The following is a 19250-nucleotide window of genomic DNA, read 5'->3' as shown; positions in this document are numbered from 1 at the left end:
TCAGTATAGCATGAAAAACCGTCTGAAAGCCTTAAGAAATCCTTTGTTTACTACATGCGCCAGCCGCCTGTTACGTACAGTGTCTGTCCGGTTAGATAAGCCGCATCCTTGGCAACCAGCATACTGACATAGTAACTAATATCCTGGGGGGTCGCAAACCGAGCCGCGGGAATCTCTGCCTGAACTTTGGCGAGTGTATCGGAGTCAAACATTTTTGTATTCATTTTGGTGGTGACGGCTCCGGGGGCAACAACGTTCACGGTAATGCCAAGACTGGCAACTTCTTGTGCATAAGCCTTCACAAAGGCACTTTGCGCTCCCTTGACCGTGCTATAGGCCACCTCCATCGCTGATCCGGTACCACCATAGACAGATCCAATGAAAATAACGCGTCCATGACCAGATTGTGCCAATTTACGCTCCACTTTAGTCAAAAGAACCATCGGCGTTAACAAATGGACACGCATTAAAGTCGTCATCTCAGGGACGGTGGTTTCTTTAAAAAGATGATAATAGGTCATGCCAGCTGCAAAAATGACAGCATCAAGACTAAAAAGTTGATTTGTGAGTTCGTCTAGATGACGGTCATCCGTCAAATCATATTGTAACGGAATAAAGTCCTGATGCGGATATGCTGCTTGATAAGCCTTCATTTGATCCATCACAACTTGCTCATGCTTAAAGTAATGCAGATAAAGCGACCACCCTGCTGCCGCCAATTTTGCTGCTACCGCTTGGCCAATATCACCAGAAGCGCCAATGATTAACGCCGATCGCATTATTTCCCCTCCGGAAGCATTGTCAAAACCGTTAAAGCTTCAGTATTAAAAAGTTTAGGAATTAACTGCTCAAGATCTTCAAAACTAATCCTGTTTAATATTTGCGGAAAATCAAACAAAGACGCTTCGCCAAAGCTTAAGGCGCTTAGTTGGTTGGCAACGCCATTTAACCCATTCAATCCGGCATAGTATTTGCCGAGTGACGCGCGTTTAATTAGCGCAACCCGATTTCTATTCAAATCAGCCTGATCCGCAGCATGTGCCAATACTTCCTTGATGGCGGCGCTTAAGCCTTGAGGATCATCGGTGTCGCCGCCAACAAGCCCATAACTAAAACTACGCTGATTCGTAAAATCAAAATCAAACGAGTCATCAATCAAACCGCGGTCATACCATGCTTGATAAAGCTGCGATGAATCCCCAAACAAAACTTCCAGCAATAGGCGAATACTTAATTGATACTGCCAACCAGCAGCCGTCTGCGGAATTGCCACCTGTCCTTTAAAGCCAACCAGCGTTTTGGGACGACTGACCGGCATTTTCAACTCCCGATAAGGAATAATATCTGCTGTTTGCACGTCTGCTTCAACGCCTCGCACAATTGGCTGTCGCGTTGGAAATGTCTTTTGAGCCTGATTGGCAGCAACAAAATCAATCACATTCTCCACATCAATATTGCCAACAATCACCAAAGTCATATTGCTTGGTTGATAAAAAACGCGGTGAATGGTATAAAGCATCTCCGGCGTAATCTGAGCGATACTTGCTGCTGTTCCTGCCACGTCAACATGCGCTGGATGATTGGGGAAAAGGTTTTCCAACAAACCAGCATACACCCGCCAACCTGGATCATCTTGATACATTTGAATTTCCGAGCCGATAATGCCTTGCTCTTTAGCCACCGATTCCGTGGAAAAAAACGGTGCCTGCACAAAATCAAGCAAAATTTGCAGGTTCTTATTGAATTGAGTGGTCGTGGAAAATAAGAAGCTGGTTTTTGTCGCACTGGTAAACGCATTGGCTGACGCACCGGTCTCGCCGAAAAGATCAAATGCATCATGATCTTCTTTTTCAAATAACTTATGTTCCAAAAAATGGGCGATGCCGGCTGGATAAGTCACCATCTGTTTGCCGTCCGGAGCAAAGCGCGTATCAATCGCACCATAATCAGTGGTCATGATCGCATAACTTTTATGATAAGCCGGGCGCGGCACCACTTGCAGGCGCAAACCGTTGGGCAGCGTCGTTGTGATGAGTGTTTCATCAACATCACGGAAATATTGTGTCTTCATTCGCTGTCCTCCCCAGTCAGAAAATACGTCGCTTGCAGTTTCATCGCGGCCGCCGCTTGTTGCACTGCCTGCCGATCCACCGCCTGAATTCGGCTAGCAAAGCTTTCAAAGTCTTGCGGTGCGTCCGGCACCAACAGTCGATACAGCGCCTGATTTGTCAAAAACCGCGGACTATCATACGCTGCACGCTGATGATCCAAAATGCCATCTTTAATCGCCTGCAACCGGTCATCGGAAAAATCGCCGCGCACAATGGCTGCCAGTTGCTGCTGAATCAAATCCGCAACCCGCGCCTGATCTTTGCTTTCAATCCCGGTTTGAACCAACATCAAGCCGCGAAAAGTATCCAACATGGAACTCGCGTAGTAAGCCAGACTGGCCTTTTCGCGAACGTTGGTGAAGAGCAATGACAAACTTGAACCGCCAAACAATTCTTCTGCCACTAAAGTAGCTGCATACTTTGGACCCATCAAATCCGTACTGACATGATAGGCAAGATCAAATTTAGCTTGTTGGGCAACGACTTTGGCGGTTTGGCTGACGACTTCAGCATGCTCCGGTAAATTAAATGCAATCGCAGGGGTGGTTTGCGAGCGCGCCGCCAGTGGCCAATCAGCAAACAAAGCCGCCACGTTTTCAGCCTGGACATCGCCCAAAACGGTGATGACGACTTGATCCTCACTGATCATTTGATGGTAATAGGCGGTTAAACTCGCTGTCGTGATCGGGGCAAGATCTTCACGCGTGCCAAAGCTGGGGATAGCCTGATCAGGATCAACGCCGAAATACAGACGCTGGACGCCCAATGCTGCCTGCGTTTGGCGATCATCATCTAAGCTGGCCAGATAGTGATCCAAGTTTTGCTTTTCCCGATCAAAAGTTGCCGCGTCAAATTGCCCAGCTTGAAAGTTGGGAGAAAACAAAACCGTCTTCAAAAACGCTGCTGCCTTTGGTAACAACGGTGCATCCGTAAACCGATCGTCCACAGTACTCATTGTCACCCCAACCCGGTGCAGTCGGCCTTCGCGCGCAACACCAATACTGAAGTTTGCACCGTAAAGTGACTCTAAATGGGCCGCCATAGCTGCTTGAGTTGGATACTCCTGACTATTTGTCTCCAAAAGACTGGTCAGCAACGTTCGTTTTGTGACCGTATCTCGCCGCAATGGGGTTAAAAACTGAATATTGATCCGAGTGGTTTTAAATTGGGTGGTTGGCAAAACCATAAGCCAAACGCCCGGCTTGATTTCTTTTTGCATAGTCTCCCTCATGACTGATTCCCATCTGTTGGGGTGACGAAAACTTTCCGGGGCTTACTGCCTTCGCTGGGGCCAACAATCTGATTAGCTTCAAGATCGTCAATCAATCGTGCCGCACGATTATAGCCAATTCGAAAGCGTCGTTGCAGCATCGATGTAGAAGCGCTTTGTTGTGCAATGACAAATGCCTTGGCATCATCGTACAACTCGTCTTCAGAATCCCCTTGTTGCTCGGTTTCGACATTTTCAGTCGGCGTCATACTGTCTACATAAGCTGGTGCCACTTGATCCGTGATAGCTTTCACAACCCGTTCTACATCAACAGACGGGATAAACGCACCTTGAACTCGTAATGGCTTGGAAGCGCCAATCGGTGAAAACAGCATATCACCGCGGCCCAGAAGTTTTTCTGCGCCATTACTGTCAAGAATCGTACGTGAATCAATGCCGCTAGATGTGGCAAAAGCAATACGTGATGGAATGTTAGCCTTCATCAACCCCGTGATAACATCCACAGATGGCCGTTGTGTGGCAATGATAACATGAATGCCGGCAGCGCGCGCCATTTGGGCCAGTCGTACAATGGCGGTTTCAATTTCGTGACCCGCAACCATCATCAAGTCACTTAACTCATCAATAATGACAACGATATACGGCATTTTGGACTGACCACTGGCAGGATTTGCTGCTACTTTTTGATTAAATTCTTTCATGTTACGCACGCCTGCTGCCGCAAATCGTTGGTAGCGTTCATCCATTGCGGTTAAAATCTTATTTAAAGCACTTGGCGCCTTTTTTGCTTCGGTCACGACTGGCGTCAATAAGTGCGGCACGCCATTATAAACGGACAATTCAACACGTTTGGGATCGATTAACATCAGCCGGACATCAGTTGGCTTCGTACGCATCAAGATACTCGTCAGGATCACATTGATCATCACTGACTTACCTGAACCGGTTGCGCCGGCAATTAGTAGGTGCGGCATTTTGGTTAGATCAAAGGTGACCACTTGACCATTAACATCCCGGCCAAGTGGTAACACTAAGGGATGATTCGGTGCCTTAGGCGTCTCCGCCATGACCTCTTTAAACCCGACTGTTGCAATATGTTGATTGGGCACTTCAATTCCGATTAACGATTTCCCGGGGATCGGTGCTTCAATCCGAATATCTTTTGCAGCTAAAGCCAATGCCAAGTCGTCGGATAGATTCACAATTTTTGAAACCTTTACGCCGACCGCGGGCTGAATCTCATATTGCGTAATTGACGGCCCTAATGTCGCACTTTTAACGCCCACCTTAACCCCAAAGCTTTCAAAAGTTTCCTTCAGTTTTGTACGGTTCGTTTTAATTGCCTGATATTCTGCACTTTGGTCGACAGGCGGTGTCGCCGTCAGCATGGCTAGGCTAGGCAACTGATAGTCTGAAGCCGGCATGTCTGAGTCCAGCTTGCTGGCGGGCACCTGCGCAGTGGCAGCAGATGACTCACTCATAGGTGCGGTACTTGCTGGTTTCGTCGGGGCAGGCGCTTCACTTTGCGGCAACGGTTTAACCGGAGTTGGCCCCTTAATCGTGAAGTCATCGGCTCGCTCCGATGATGGTTCTGATTGCGTGTGAGCAGCATCCGTTGCAGCTTTTGGCGTCGATGTTGGACGAGTGGCAGCTTTTTTAGCATGTGCTTGTCTTAGCGCCGTTATGTGATCAGATACCTGAATCAATCCACGTTTGCAAGCCTGTCCAAAAGCTTGCAACCAGTTAAAAACCTGGTTGGCGCCCACCCCCAAAAACACGAGGATACCGGCAATAACACCAAACCACGCAAGAATGGTTGCGCCTAAGCTACTTAATAATGGTGCCAACAACGCAAAAAGTCCTGCACCAAGCAAGCCGCCTCCGACTTGTGACGCGGTCGTCATTAGCCCAAAATCATTTTGCAACAGGCGCCAAGTCGCTAGCAAATAATGACTGTGGACATTCAGCGTCGCCATTGTCTGTGCTGTTAGCAACACCAATGCAGCGATTAGAATGATGCTTAGTCCGATCCAGACATGCCGCGCTAACTTCGGCAACCGATCTGCTAGTAAAAACCAGATACCGGTCACAACGGTCGCAGCACTGACTACCAGAAAACTATCGCCAACTACTAACCGAAAAACGTTGGCAAGGACCGTTCCAACAATGCCGAGACGGAAAAATGCCAGGCTCGCGAACACGACAAATAGCGCGCCAACCCAACTTAAGGTGTGCTGTTGCTGTTTAGTTGGTCGTTTTTTGCGCGGTCGCCTGCGCCCGCCGCGTTTTTGTGCCATGGTCATGCTCCTTTCATTCCTGCCTATTATACACGAGCTGAGCCCGCATTTAAAAAGCCACTGCGGTGATTTTGTTACGTTCTTTTGAGATATGCGGTGTGTCGTTATGTCGGCTTTTACATTAGCCAGGGGTATGTTTGGGCATAACGCGCTTTCCGGCGCAGAAGTCAGAGCGTAAGGACCTTAGGCGCAATGGGCAAGCTCAGGCCATCACGGCTGGGGCTGCTTGTGTTCTGGTTTATGCCCATAACGCGTTCGCCAGCCCAGTAGCCTGCGTGTATGGACCTTGGGCGCAATGGCCAAAGCCCGGCCATCACGGCTGAGGCTGCTTATGTTCTGGTTTACGCCCATAACGCGTTCGCCAGCCCAGTAGCCTGCGTGTATGGACCTTGGGCGCAATGGCCAAAGCCCGGCCATTGCGGCTGAGGCCACTTATGTTCTGGTTTACGCCCATAACGCGCTCCCCGGCGCAGGGATCTGCGTGTAAGGACCTCAGGCACAATGGCCAAAGACCGGCCATTGTGCCTGAGGCCACTTACACTCCGATCCCTAACCGCGCCGGCTCGCGCTCAGCAAAAAAGGCAGCTTTCCGGCCGCCTTTTTGATCTTTCCCTATTCACTACCTGTTTAAGCTTGGCCAGGTTGTTCGTCGCTTGCGCCGAACTGAAGATTAACGCCTTGATCCAAGGCTACCGCTGTCACCTGATAGGTCAAGGTTTCAATGGTTTCAACCAGTGGCCGACTCAATTTGCCTAGTTCTTCTTGTGGCAGCTCATTTGCTTCACCGAAATAATCCATAACCTGAACAATTTGGGTGATCTTGCCGGAAATTTCAAATCCGGCATTGTCAGGCACCACGTCAAAGGGAATCATCATTTCAAAAAGATTGCCTTTTTTTAATTCTGCCTGTTTCTTAGGGTCAGACCACTGAATCTGACGCATGGCTACCTGTAAATCGTTCTTCACTGGGGTTCCTTGTTTCACGAGATCATAATGAAATGATTCAACCGTAATCGGATAACGTTTTGCTTCCATGGGTTGCGCCTCCTAGCGTATTTTCACTTTAGTTTGTCATGTTCATAGGTATGCACGGTTTCCAGTCCGGCAAAATGCTGCTGTCGTAAAGCTTCATAAACCACTAATGCTGCACAATTGGATAAATTGAGTGCGCGCACGTTTGCAGTCATGGGAATGCGAAGGCACTGATCTTCATGTTCCCGCATAAATCCCTCAGGCAGTCCAGTGGTTTCTTTGCCAAAAAGGAAATAGTGGTCGGCATGCGTATCGGTGTAATCGCGATCAGAATAGGTTTGATCTGCAAATTTGGTGATGAGATACAAATGCTGCGGATCCTTGACCGTTGCCATGAAGTCATCAAGACTATCATGATAGACAATTCGAACCTTGGCCCAATAATCCAACCCGGCGCGGCGCAAATGCTTGTCATCGGTCTCAAATCCCAATGGTTTAATCAAGTGCAAATAGCTATTGGTCGCTGCACAAGTCCGCGCAATGTTACCAGTGTTCGCTGGAATTAACGGTTCAAATAAAACAATATGATTCGCCATGTTATCGTCCCTTCAACACAAGTGCTTTCAGTGTAGCACATTCTATTGTGTTAACACCAACCTGCAGTGAGCGTGAACCGGCGCGGTTAGGAATCGGAGTGTAAGCGGCCTGAGACGTGATGGCCCGCTCTTGGCCATTGCGACTCAGGTCCTTACACGCAGATTCCTGCGCCGGTGAACGCGTTATGGGCGTAAAGGCGGACTTGTGGCCTTGGGCGTGATGACCCGGGCTTGGTCATTGCGCCCAAGGTCCTTACACGCAGACTTCTGCGCCGGTGAGCGCGTTATGACAGTAAAGGCAGACTTGTGACCTGAAACGTGATGGCCCGCTCTTGGCCATTGCGACTCAGGTCCTTACACTCCGATTCCTGCGCCGGCGAACGCGTTATAGGCGTAAAGGTGAACTTAGCGTCGAGCGTGATGTCCCCCGCCCTTGGTCATTGCGACTCAGATCCTTACACGCAGATTCCTGCGCCGGGGAGCGCGTTACGAGTCAAAAACTTGGCGCCAACCTGATTTTAAGCAAGAAAAAAACGCATTGCTTCGGAGCGCACTCAGCGAAGCGATACGTTAGTGAAGTAATTTATCGCAAACTTTTATCAATTACCCAAAAGCTAGCCCTGATAAAAGCCCGAAATAAATAGCTTAAAAGCATATTAACACCGGTTATTCCTGTTTTCAACCCTTTTACTTGACAAGATTCGAAACGGTGAGTAAATCAACCTCAATATGAATACTTTTTGGTGGATTGGTTAACATTGCCTGGCGCCGTTCAGCCGGTGCTTGCCAAGACAGTGGCGTCATGGTCATCAAATCGGTAAACTGATCTGCAGCCAGTGAAAAATCATAAGTTATTGATTGAATGGTTGCCTGAGGAAACGCTGCTAAAAACCGTTCACGCACAGGCTGGTTATCATATTCAGCCTTACGTGTTCCAGAATATAACCCTTCACGCAGCTCTTTTAAATAGCCGGCGCGTGGGATAATCTTCAGCAGCTGTCCTGTTGGTCGTAATACGCGCCGAAACTCCCGGTAGTTGCCTGGCGAGAAAATGTCGATAACCGTGTCAAAAGCATCGTTGACAAATGGTAGGTGCGCCAAATCGGCCACGGCAAATAATACTGGCGCTGCCAAACTACCCGCTAAGTTAATTGCCGGGGCTGAAATATCGAAACCGACTGCCATCTGTTGCTTTTGGTGAGCCAAGTAAGCAGTTGGTGTCCCCTCACCGCAACCAACATCTAATAGGCGTTGATGCGGGACTAATTTAGCTGCCATAGCGTCCAAAAACGGTGTAAACAATCCCGCCGTCAACATTCGCCGTCTGGCTGCTAGCATCGTAGCTGTATATTCAGTCGCGACTTGTTGATTCAAGAAGTTCACGGTCCCTTTACGACTAAAATCGCGCCGGTGTCCTTTAGAACAAATAAGCGATCCGGCTTTGACCTGCATTGGCTGAGCGCACACTGGACACGCAAATAAAGGCGTTTGTTGAGCCGCCAATTCAATTTTTGCTTCACGTTTTCGCATGATTTTCCTTCCTGCATAGCTTGGCCGCTTGTTGTAAACTAAGAGAAAAAGCCAAGGAGACTGCCATGCTTTCAATTTATCGTTTCGATGACAAAACCGGCCGGCTAAATCCACAATCGCGGATCAGTCCCGGCGTCTGGATCAATGTGGTCAACCCAACCCCAAAAGAACGGGAACAATTGCAGACTAAAGCCAATCTATCAGAAGCATTCCTACTATATGGCCTTGATCCGGATGAAGGCGCACGGTATGAGTATGATGAAGACAATGACAGCCACTTGTTTATTTTTGACATGCCCGTTGTTACCCGTGACGCCCGAAAAAAAGTGGTTTATGAAACGGCTCCGCTTGCCATTATTATTACAAATATCGCGGTGATTACGATTAACGAAGAACCGATACCGTTGCTGAGCCTTTTTTCGGAAGGCAAAATCAGCAACTTCAATCCGCAACATCAAAATCGCACCGTCTTACAGATACTGTATCAGATTTCGATCAGTTACCTGACCTACCTGCGCGATCTCAACAAAGCCCGCGAAGCCAACGAAAATAAACTTCAACGCAACTTGCGCAACGAAGAACTTTACGGATTAATGGGCATTCAACGCTCCTTGGTTTACTTTATGATGAGTCTGCGAACCGACCGTAATGTCCTGGAACAACTCAAACGCACCAACCCATTGCATCTAAACGAAGATGATCAGGATCTTCTGGAAGATACCATCATCGAAAATCAGCAAGCGGTTGAAATGGCGCAGATTAGCAATTCCATTATTAACGAAACGGCTGATACTTATTCGTCAATCATTAACAATAACATGAATGGCGTCATGAAATTTCTGACATCCTATTCAATCTTACTGACCATTCCCACGTTGGTCTTTTCATTTTATGGCATGAATGTCCACTTGCCACTAGCAGATATGAAGGTGAGCTGGATCATCACGATTGCCATTTCAATTGCGATTGCGATGGTTCTTGCCTTTCAATTTTGGCGAAACAAATTTTTCTAATCCACTTGCTACCTGGCCGGGATATCCCGGCTTTTCTTATTTTTAAGCAAAACACGAACATTAAAAAGAAAAGAAAGTATTTTGGTTGACTTTTACATTTTAATCGCGTATCTTAGCACTTGGTGTTTTGAATAACACCAATAATGCTTAACAATGTTCGGCTTTTGCGAAAGGATGAATCCGATGAACAACGGCATGCAGATTTTTGATTACGAAGATATTCAAATGATTCCCAACAAATGTGTGGTGCGCTCACGTAAAGAGGTTGATACCAGCGTGAAATTTGGCCCACACACGTTTAAAATTCCGGTTGTTCCTGCCAATATGCAGACCATCATTGATGAACCTTTGGCGATCTGGCTGGCCGAACACGATTACTTCTATATTATGCATCGCTTTCAGCCAGAACGGCGCATGGATTTTGTCCGCGACATGAAAAAGCGCGGTTTAATCGCGTCAATCAGTGTTGGCGTTAAGGATGAAGAATTTGATTTTATCGAAGCGCTGGCTGCTAACGATTTGACGCCAGATTATGTGACCATCGACATTGCCCACGGTTACGCCCAAATCGTCATTGACATGATTCAGCATATCAAACACTATTTGCCAAAAACGTTTGTGATCGCTGGTAATGTCGGAACGCCTGAAGCTGTTCGTGAACTGGAAAATGCCGGCGCCGATGCAACGAAAGTCGGCATCGGTCCCGGTAAGGTCTGCATTACCAAGCTCAAGACTGGTTTCGGGACAGGCGGTTGGCAACTTGCAGCTGTCCGTTGGTGCGCTAAAGCAGCGCGTAAACCCATCATCGCAGACGGCGGTATCCGTAACAATGGCGACATCGCCAAGTCCATTCGCTTCGGTGCCACCATGTGCATGATCGGTTCTTTGTTTGCGGGCCATGAAGAAACGCCTGGTAAGCACGTCACCATTGATGGCAAAGAATATCAGGAATATTACGGTTCAGCTTCCGAGTATCAAAAAGGCACCCATCATAACGTTGAAGGCAAAAAAATCCTGCTGCCAGTTAAGGGTAAGATCGGCGATACATTAAAGGAAATGCAGGAAGATTTACAATCCGCTGTTTCCTATGCCGGTGGTCGCGATCTGGAAGCTTTAACCAAGGTCGATTATGTCATTGTTAAAAACTCGATTTTCAATGGTGATCAATACTAATCGCTTATCTTTTGTAAGTGTTGCGAGTGACTTATTGCTGTGCTATGCTATGTGGGTTGAACTGTTCGAATACCAGTATCCAATACAAACCACAAACAAGGAGTGATTGCATAGATGGCTAAGAAGTCAAAGATTGCCAAAGAAAAAAAGATCGAAGCGACGATTGCCAAGTACGCTCCGCTGCGTGCCAAGTATAAGGCCGAGCATAATTATGCTGCTTTGCAGGCGTTGCCGCGGAATGCTTCACCTGTTCGCGCACACAGCCGTGATGAACTTGACGGTCGGCCACATGCCTACATGCGTAAATTCAAAATGTCACGCTTGAACTTCCGCGATTTGGCTCACAAAGGTCAAATTCCCGGTGTTCGCAAGGCATCATGGTAAAAAAAACACCTGTCATTACAGGTGTTTTTTAATATCCAATTAACAACCGCTAAGCTTGCGTGTTATAGGTCAATGTTGTTCCGACACGAAATGCTGGCCGCTGGGTCGGTTTGAGATAAATCGCATTCTGCATTGGCTTTTCAGCTGGTACGTCTTGGAATAACAAGGTAACGTGACCGATTGCCTTCAAATTGCTGATGGCTAACTGGCCCACGTAAGTCATGGTGAAAGCTGTCCCGTCAATCGTCAGCCGATCCCCCGCCTGAATGGAGAATTGGGATAAGGCCGCGGGATCATCAAACTGTTGAATCACTGCAACATCGCGCAGTGCATCTGTGGCTTCGGGGCCAAATAAAATAATCATGGGATCTTTTGAACTTAAAGCGTCTTTACCAATGGCAGTGATCGTTGCCGTAAATTGCATGTTGTTGCCTCCGTTTTTACTTGTGATATTTTTAAGCCTATATCGCAGTACTAAAAAAGATGCGGTACGTTCGTTTTTGTCGGTCTTGTTGTACCTCGAAAAGGGACAAGTAAGCCGCTGCTTTGAAGGACAGCTGGCAGCAAGTTAACCAGCTATGTTGGGGCGGCTCACGTTCTATATCATAGCATAAGCATCCCCAAAACATGCTATACTCAAAGCAAATTCGAAAGGAGCATTTTGTCTATGAAACAAAAACTCTTGTTAGGCGGTTATACCCGTCACGGCGGTGCTGGTATTTATACTGGTACGTTTGACGACACACAAGGCCAATTAACTGCCCCGCAACCGTATATTACCGATTTAGGTTCCCCTACTTATTTAGCCGTTTCAGATGACCATATTTTATATGCGGTCGATGCTGAAGGGGATCAAGGCGGTGTAGCCAGTTATGATCTCAACGTTAATCCTCCTAAGCTGATCAATCGCGTTTTACAACCCGGCTCTTCTCCTGCCCACATCTCAATCGATGAAAATCGTCAACTTGTATACGCGAGCAATTATCATGAAGGGCGCATCAACGTCTATAAGATCAACCGTGATCGTAGCTTAACTACGACAGACGAAATTGTGCACACCGGTAACGGTCCGCGTCCGGAACAAGACGGCGCCCATGTCCATTTCGCTGCCGTGACGCCAGATTTTCAACGCTTGGCAGTCGCTGATCTTGGTAATGACACTTTGACCACTTACACGATTAGTGATGCTGGCAAGCTTGGCGATCCCGTTGTCTTCCACGCTGAACCCGGGTTTGGTCCGCGCCATATTGCATTTAATCATAACAATCCGGTTGCTTATTTACTTGGGGAACTCTCGAGTCAGGTCAGCATCTTAAGCTATGATGCTGCCACCGGAAGTTTTGAACTTATTGCTACCTTACCGACCATTCCGGAAGATTATACGGATCATAATGGTGCCGCAGCTATTCGCCTAAGTAGTGATCAACGGTTCCTATATGTTTCTAATCGCGGCTTTAATAGTTTAACCGTTTTTGCTGTCAGTCCGGATGGTCGCAACTTATCACAACTGCAACAAATCAGTACCGCCGGCGATTTTCCACGTGACTTCAACTTCGACCTCACCGAACGCTATGTCTTAGCAGTTAATCAAAACACCAGCAACGGGACTTTATACAGCCGGGATTCTAAAACCGGGCTGCTAACCGAAGAACAGCGCGATATTCCAACTCCGGAAGCCGTTAACGTTTTGTTTCTGGCAACCAAATAGCCGACTTTCAAACTGAAAAGCGGCTTTAATCAGATCTTTTAACAGCGGCTTTAACGCAATTTGCTTAAGCCGCTTTTTGCTTGCCACAAATCAGTTCATCCTAAACCGCACAGATTATATAAGATCTCGCTAAATTGCATTTGCATTATGGCAAGTAGGATAAAACCTTGTATACTGTTAACATTGAGAATTGGAGGGTTATTATGTTTGATATTATCAAGGCCGTGATTATCGGCATTGTCGAGGGGCTGACAGAATTTCTGCCGATTAGCTCCACCGGCCACATTGATCTGGTTGACCAGGTCGTTAAGTTGTCGCAAGGACGGCAATTTATGAACATGTTCGAATACGTCATTCAGTTTGGGGCAATCTTAGCGGTTATTTTGCTTTACTTCAATAAATTAAACCCATTTTCCAAACCGACTGTCCAGGCGCAAAAAGATACTTGGCAGTTATGGGCCAAAGTCATCATTGCGGTGCTGCCATCTGTCGTTGTCGGCTTACCGCTCAATGACTGGATGGACAAACATCTACATACACCACTCGTTGTCGCAACGACTTTGATCCTTTACGGGGTTTTATTCATTGTTTTGGAAAATTACCTCAAAAATAAGCACGCGCACATTACAAGTTTGGCCGACATCACCTATCAAACCGCTTTGTTAATCGGCTTGTTCCAGGTTCTGTCAATTGTTCCGGGGACTTCCCGCTCCGGCGCCACCATTTTGGGGGCCTTATTGATTGGGACATCGCGCTATGTTGCGACGGAGTTCTCTTTCTTCTTAGCTATTCCGACCATGGTTGGCGTTTCAATTTTAAAAATTGGCAAGTATTTGTTGCAAGGCAATGGCTTTACCGGCGAGCAATGGGTTGTGTTACTAACCGGCTCAGTCGTGTCCTTCTTAGTCGCCATCGTTGCTATCAAATGGCTGCTTAAATTCGTCCAAACGCACGACTTCAAACCGTTTGGCTGGTATCGAATCATTCTGGGTGCCATCGTGTTACTTGTGATGTTTCTTTAAATAATGACAGGAGGTTACCATGTTACGAGAAATTGCTGTTGAAAACTATACCGACATTCCCAAGGCACTTGCTGCAGGCGCTGATCGAATTGAACTCAATGATAATTTGGCGGTTGGTGGGACGACCGTTTCCAAGGGTGTGATGGCTGAAAGTGCCAAGTATGTCCACGAACATGGTCGCAGCCTCGTCACTATGATTCGGCCGCGCGGAGGCAATTTTGTTTACAATGACACCGAGTTAAAGATCATGGAAGCCGATTTATTCGAGGCGCAGGCACTTGGCGTCGATGGCGTTGCATTCGGTGCCTTACTGCCGGACGGGACAATTGATGAAGATGCCATGACGAGTTTGATCGCAGCAAGCGCCGGTATGAGTGTTGTCTTCCACATGGCTTTTGATGCCATTCCCGAAACCAAGCAGCTGGCCGCCATTGACTGGCTAGCCGCACATCACGTTGATCGGATTTTGACGCATGGTGGCCCACTATCAACCCCAATTGAAACAACCTTGCCACATCTACAGGCACTGATCGCCCATGCCGCGCAAAAACAAATCACGATTCTTCCCGGCGGCATCACTAGCCAAAATGCCGCTACTATCAGCGAACAATTAGGCGTTAAGGAGCTTCATGGCACCAAACTGATCGCCTTCTAACTTTCTTTGTTTATTCAAGACACTAAAAAGCCGGCTTCAGAGACAAACTCGTCTCTGAGGTCGGCCTTTTTAATGTACCCAATTAATCCGTTGATGGTAAACCTGACTTGGCTAATATCGGTTCGTCTAAATCACAGCAGGGCGAATCGCGTTTTTCTTTTTAGAAAACGAGCGTTATGATATTAAAGGGTAAAATGAAATGAGGGTTAAGTAACATGCGTAAAATATTCATCGGTCTCATTGCTTTCATGGGACTTTTAACGTTATCCGGGTGCCAAAAGAAAACACAGGCGACCTATCTAAAAACGCCATATACACGCAATGAATTCGTCATGGGGACAACATGTACGCTTACCATTTACGATAAAGGCAAAAAGTCAGCTTTAAAAGATGGTTTTGCGATGATCCATCATGTTGACGCCGAAGCTACCTTGACCCGAGGCGGTTCAGTGCTTGATAAAATCAACGCCAATGCCGGTATCAAGCCTGTCAAGGTTCCAAAAGATTTTATGCCGCTACTGGAAAAGGCCTATTATTTCTCCAAAAACTCAAATGGCAGTTTTGACATGGCGATCGGTGCTGTTACCAATCTCTGGCAAATCGGGCTGCCCGGTGCGCGTGTTCCCGCACAAAGCGAAATCACCCAGGCATTGCCGCTCGTTAACTGGCGCGATGTCAAGCTTGACACCAAAAACAACACGGCCTACCTAACCAAAAAAGGGATGCGGCTTGACTTTGGCGGTATTGCCAAAGGTTGGGTTGCCGACAAGGTTCGCGAAGTCTTGCGTAAAGATGGGGTGACCGCCGCCATTATTGATCTTGGCGGTAATGTCGTGGTCATGGGTCATTCACCACTTGGCGCGAAACGTGATTGGCATGTCGGGATTCAAGACCCGACAGCCGCGCGCGGTACTGCCGTTGGGACAATCCCGGAAAGCAACGAATCCATCGTCACTGCCGGCACATATGAGCAATACCTAATCTCGCACGGTCACAAATATATCTATCTCTTTGATCCCAAAACCGGTTACCCATACGACAACAATCTGGCCTCGGTCACCATTGTTTCCAAAAACAGCGTGGACGGGGATGCCTTGTCAAACGCCGCTTTTGACAAGGGGCTCAAGGATGGCTTACAGTACATGAATGCCAAAAACAGTCAGCACATTCAAGCCATCTTTATCACCAACGACAAAAAGATTTACTTAACTAACGGACTCAAGAAACAATTTAAGTTCGATGCTGATTCCGGCTATCATAAAGGGAATTTTTAACCTGACAGTGGCAAAAATAAAAAGTATCCCATTTTCGCGATCGCGTGAAAATGGGATACTTTTATTTAGAAGCTGCAAATGATGTCTCAGTCTTCATGCGGCCAAACGACTTGCCAGTGTCCCCTTCATCAATGACGCCATGCCTAATAAACAACTGGTAAATGCAAGTGGTCGCTAAGCTTTGCCATGTCAGTTGGTAACGGTGCATGCAAATCGACCCACTTTTTTTGCAACGGCTGCCAAAACCGCAAATGTGCGCAATGCAAGGCTTGCCGCTTAAAATCGTCAGCTTGCCGATTATACAGATCATCGCCAAACAACGGATGCCCGATCGCGGCAAAATGAACGCGAATCTGATGAGTGCGGCCTGTGTGTAACGTTACCAGTACCGCGGCGGCGTGCGAATTTTGCGCAAGTGTTTGATATTCAGTCACAGATGGCTTACCGGTTTCACTGACGACACGGCGCATATAAAATCCTGTGCTGACACCAATTGGCAATACAATCCATCCATGTGCGGACAGCAATGACTTACTCGTCACCAGCGCCAAGTACTGTTTTAAAAAATTCTCGCTGTGCAATTGCCGATCCAGCAAACTGTGCGCCAAACTATGCTTAGCAAACACCATTAAGCCGCTGGTGTCGCGATCTAGCCGCGTGACAACATGAACTGCCTGACTTTCTGCATGGGTCTTAATCAAATACGCCTTGACCATATTGGCCATGCTGTCATTTCGCCGGCCAACTGCTGGAATCGATGCCACCCCAGCAGGCTTATTAACGACCAAGTAATCATCGTCTTCATAACAGATCGGAAACTCATGTTCATATGGGACAACACTAGCGGCGGCTTGCTCAGGTGCGGTTTGAACCAGAATCCGATCGCCGTTTCGCAGCGGATAAGCTGTATGCCGCTGCCGTTTATTAACAAAAATAAAGCCGCCTTGATAACGCAGCTTTTTAAGTTGGGCCCGGGAGAAACCCTGTTGTTTTAAAAAAGCCGCCAATTTGAGCGGCGGTCCCTCGTATTGCCATTCAAATCGCATTAATGTTTTGCTCCAATAAACGCATCCTCCACACGGTCCCAAAAATGCATGTGCCGATAACGGGCAAAGTGAATGCGCTCTTTTGCAATTTTATAACGAATCTGCTTAATCGTCGGCGGATTAATCACAAACTGGTCAACTGTCATCACATAATCATCCCGCCCGGTTGGTTCCAAAGTGACCCATTCATCTGGTGCGATAATAATCGGTGAACTGAGGGTCCGGAAAACCCGGTTATTGATTGAGGCAATCTCCGTAATTTGTAAGGCATCAAGGCGCGGATGGATCACGGCCCCGCCATTTGACTTACTATAGGCAGTTGATCCGGTCGGCGTTGAAACGCACAGACCATCCCCGCGAAAACTTTCAAAAAAGTCGCCTTTAATATAAACTTCTGTCCGCATCGTGCCATTCAGACGCTTCAGTGTTGCCTCATTCAGGGCCAAATAATGGGCACTCGTAGCATCTGCATAAATCGCCCGAACATCTAATAGCGGATAACTGACACTTTGGCCGGAGTCTTCTTTTAAAGCAATGACCAAATCCTCGATTTCAAAATCACGCCAGTCCGTATAAAAGCCTAAATGCCCTGTATGCACGCCGATAAAGCGAATCGTATCCAATTGGTCGGCATACCGGTGAAAGGCTGACAGCAGCGTGCCATCGCCGCCAATGGTGATCACAACTTGGGGATGGCGCTCATCGAGTTCAAAATGGCCATTTTTTAATAACTTAAGTAGTTTCTGCGCTGCTTTAATTGAAGCAGGTATGCTGTTATGAAAAACTGTCACACGCATCTTATTCATCCTTTTTATCATCAGGCTTTGAGTCATCGGTTGTATCTGAATACGGCTGTTGGCCTTTACCGTAGACAAATAAATGTTGTGCTTCCTGAATTTCTTCGCGAATATCCGACATTTCTTTATCAAGCATAAAGGACGCTTCAGCAGCGCGTTTGAGTCGCGCCTTCAAAGTATCGGGGAACTCACCATTATATTTATAATTCAGACTATGCTCAATCGTTGCCCAGAAATTCATGGACATGGTTCGAATCTGGACTTCCGCAAGAATCTTTTTTTCACCATGAATCAATTGAACGGGATATTCGATGACCACATGGTAGCTGCGGTATCCTGAGGGCTTGACGTTGGTCACATAGTCGCGTTCTTCCACAATCTTCATGTCGGTTCGCTGCCGCAACAAGTCAACCACTTGGTAAATGTCTTCCACAAATTGGCACATAATGCGTAGGCCAGCAATGTCTTGCATGTCTTGTTCCAGGAGCTCATCGCTGATAAACCGTCGACTTTGCTTTTCAATAATCGAACTGATCGGTTTTACCCGCCCCGTCACGAATTCAATGGGCGTATGCTCGTTTGCCTGTTGAAATTGTTTACGCATCCCGCGAAATTTGATTTTCAATTCGCCGACCGCTTGTTCATATGGCATTAAGAAACTGTCCCAGTCCCTTTGCATTACTGGCCCTCCCATACTAAACTACTAGATAATGTGATGTCCATCTGGCTAGTCGTCACCACGTCAGCTAAACGTGATGTTGACTTTGGCTAAATATGACACTCACGACCATCATTCTATCATATTTTTGGCATGTAACCGGTGCCGTTGTTTCTGGAGGCAAATCATGTCTATTTCCCGCGAGCAGGAATTCAAAACTTGTTTAAGCAAAAATGCTTTCTTAGCACTTTTGAATCATTTTGATTTTGAACCGGCCTTTAGCCAAATGAACACCTATTATGACACAGCTGACGGTGCTGTCAAAGCAGCGCGGCTTGGTTTGCGTATCCGTCAGTTTGCCGACCATGCGGAACAAACCCTTAAAGTGCCTAATGAAAGTACCCAGCGCGACTTAGAAGAAATCACCGATCCATTGAGTTTAGTGGAGGCACAGAAACTAATCGAACAAGGTGAGCTCAAATCAGGCCAAGTGACTCAGGCTCTGGCTGCCCGGGGGATTGATCCGGCAACGGTTGCTCCTCAAACCCAAGCCAAGACAACCAGAAGACTTGCCCATTTGCCGGCTGGTTTGTTAACGCTCGATCAGACCTTTTATATCGACCAGACTTCTGATTTTGAACTGGAAATGGAGTATCAGAATCTTGCTGTAGCGCAAAAATTTTACGATGATTTACTACGCCATTTTCACATAAAAAAACAACCCGTTATTAATAAGGTGCAACGTGCATACATGCATGTGCACGATTCACAAGCTAAATAATT

The 19250-nt window shown here is 47.1% G+C and carries 19 protein-coding genes; 8 read left to right on the top strand and 11 right to left on the bottom strand.

Annotation, left to right across the window (positions count from 1 at the left end; translation table 11 throughout):
• Positions 1-50 precede the first annotated feature (50 nt).
• The 7 genes from ymfI to ACWP87_RS05640 all read right to left on the bottom strand — a co-directional run bounded on the left by ymfI (position 51) and on the right by ACWP87_RS05640 (position 8737).
• A complete protein-coding gene (gene ymfI, locus ACWP87_RS05670) occupies positions 51-779 on the bottom strand; it encodes an elongation factor P 5-aminopentanone reductase (RefSeq protein WP_014569350.1) in 729 nt (242 codons plus the stop codon).
• Positions 779-2071, bottom strand: coding sequence for an EF-P 5-aminopentanol modification-associated protein YfmH (gene yfmH / locus ACWP87_RS05665; RefSeq protein ID WP_014569349.1), 1293 nt, complete (start codon positions 2069-2071; stop codon positions 779-781). The genes ymfI and yfmH overlap by 1 nt, the downstream gene beginning before the upstream one ends.
• Positions 2068-3330 carry an EF-P 5-aminopentanol modification-associated protein YfmF gene (gene yfmF / locus ACWP87_RS05660; protein WP_014569348.1) on the bottom strand — a complete coding sequence of 421 codons (1263 nt, stop codon included), beginning with the start codon at positions 3328-3330 and terminating at the stop codon, positions 2068-2070. Before yfmF ends, yfmH begins: the two co-directional genes overlap by 4 nt.
• 8 nt (positions 3331-3338) lie before the next feature.
• Complete coding sequence (locus ACWP87_RS05655) at positions 3339-5639, bottom strand: DNA translocase FtsK (RefSeq protein ID WP_014569347.1); 2301 nt, start codon at positions 5637-5639, stop codon at positions 3339-3341.
• Between the two features lie 627 nt (positions 5640-6266).
• Positions 6267-6674 (bottom strand): DUF1149 family protein, encoded by a 408-nt coding sequence (locus tag ACWP87_RS05650; RefSeq protein WP_005687267.1) that lies wholly within the window; start codon positions 6672-6674, stop codon positions 6267-6269.
• A 23-nt stretch (positions 6675-6697) separates the two neighbouring features.
• On the bottom strand, positions 6698-7207 hold the full coding sequence (gene trmL, locus ACWP87_RS05645; RefSeq protein ID WP_005688659.1) for a tRNA (uridine(34)/cytosine(34)/5-carboxymethylaminomethyluridine(34)-2'-O)-methyltransferase TrmL: 510 nt from the start codon (positions 7205-7207) through the stop codon (positions 6698-6700).
• Between the two features lie 687 nt (positions 7208-7894).
• Complete coding sequence (locus tag ACWP87_RS05640; protein ID WP_014569344.1) at positions 7895-8737, bottom strand: methyltransferase domain-containing protein; 843 nt, start codon at positions 8735-8737, stop codon at positions 7895-7897.
• A 65-nt stretch (positions 8738-8802) separates the two neighbouring features.
• On the opposite strand from ACWP87_RS05640, the gene ACWP87_RS05635 reads away from it, so the two are divergent.
• From ACWP87_RS05635 to rpsN, 3 genes are all read left to right on the top strand, one after another.
• Positions 8803-9750, top strand: coding sequence for a magnesium transporter CorA family protein (locus tag ACWP87_RS05635; protein ID WP_005688655.1), 948 nt, complete (start codon positions 8803-8805; stop codon positions 9748-9750).
• A 195-nt stretch (positions 9751-9945) separates the two neighbouring features.
• Positions 9946-10923: a GMP reductase gene (locus tag ACWP87_RS05630; protein ID WP_032953750.1), complete on the top strand. Its 978-nt coding sequence runs from the start codon at positions 9946-9948 to the stop codon at positions 10921-10923.
• Between the two features lie 114 nt (positions 10924-11037).
• Positions 11038-11307, top strand: a complete 270-nt coding sequence (gene rpsN / locus ACWP87_RS05625; RefSeq protein WP_003564153.1) for a 30S ribosomal protein S14 — start codon at positions 11038-11040, stop codon at positions 11305-11307.
• A 49-nt stretch (positions 11308-11356) separates the two neighbouring features.
• On the opposite strand, the gene ACWP87_RS05620 is transcribed toward rpsN, so the two are convergent.
• A complete protein-coding gene (locus tag ACWP87_RS05620) occupies positions 11357-11731 on the bottom strand; it encodes a PTS glucitol/sorbitol transporter subunit IIA (protein WP_005687262.1) in 375 nt (124 codons plus the stop codon).
• A gap of 243 nt (positions 11732-11974) precedes the next feature.
• Between ACWP87_RS05620 and ACWP87_RS05615 the strand changes: the two genes are divergently transcribed.
• From ACWP87_RS05615 to ACWP87_RS05600, 4 genes are all read left to right on the top strand, one after another.
• Positions 11975-13015, top strand: a complete 1041-nt coding sequence (locus ACWP87_RS05615; protein WP_014569342.1) for a lactonase family protein — start codon at positions 11975-11977, stop codon at positions 13013-13015.
• A gap of 203 nt (positions 13016-13218) precedes the next feature.
• Positions 13219-14037, top strand: coding sequence for an undecaprenyl-diphosphate phosphatase (locus tag ACWP87_RS05610; RefSeq protein ID WP_005687260.1), 819 nt, complete (start codon positions 13219-13221; stop codon positions 14035-14037).
• A 19-nt stretch (positions 14038-14056) separates the two neighbouring features.
• Positions 14057-14692: a copper homeostasis protein CutC gene (locus tag ACWP87_RS05605; protein ID WP_015764886.1), complete on the top strand. Its 636-nt coding sequence runs from the start codon at positions 14057-14059 to the stop codon at positions 14690-14692.
• A 215-nt stretch (positions 14693-14907) separates the two neighbouring features.
• Positions 14908-15966: an FAD:protein FMN transferase gene (locus ACWP87_RS05600; RefSeq protein ID WP_014569341.1), complete on the top strand. Its 1059-nt coding sequence runs from the start codon at positions 14908-14910 to the stop codon at positions 15964-15966.
• A gap of 143 nt (positions 15967-16109) precedes the next feature.
• Here the strand turns inward: ACWP87_RS05600 and ACWP87_RS05595 are convergent, their stop codons facing one another.
• From ACWP87_RS05595 to yjbM, 3 genes are read right to left on the bottom strand one after another with little or no spacing between them, the layout of a single operon-like run.
• Positions 16110-17012: an RluA family pseudouridine synthase gene (locus ACWP87_RS05595; protein ID WP_014569340.1), complete on the bottom strand. Its 903-nt coding sequence runs from the start codon at positions 17010-17012 to the stop codon at positions 16110-16112.
• Positions 17012-17809 (bottom strand): NAD kinase, encoded by a 798-nt coding sequence (locus ACWP87_RS05590; protein WP_014569339.1) that lies wholly within the window; start codon positions 17807-17809, stop codon positions 17012-17014. Before ACWP87_RS05590 ends, ACWP87_RS05595 begins: the two co-directional genes overlap by 1 nt.
• A gap of 1 nt (position 17810) precedes the next feature.
• On the bottom strand, positions 17811-18488 hold the full coding sequence (yjbM, locus tag ACWP87_RS05585) for a GTP diphosphokinase (protein ID WP_014569338.1): 678 nt from the start codon (positions 18486-18488) through the stop codon (positions 17811-17813).
• Positions 18489-18654: 166 nt separating this feature from the next.
• Between yjbM and ACWP87_RS05580 the strand changes: the two genes are divergently transcribed.
• Positions 18655-19248: a CYTH domain-containing protein gene (locus ACWP87_RS05580; protein ID WP_005713275.1), complete on the top strand. Its 594-nt coding sequence runs from the start codon at positions 18655-18657 to the stop codon at positions 19246-19248.
• Positions 19249-19250: the final 2 nt, after the last annotated feature.

It is taken from the genome of Lacticaseibacillus sp. 22, assembly GCF_055413445.1.
Note: the sequence above shows the minus strand (reverse complement) of the source record. Positions and strands in the feature narration are given on the sequence as shown.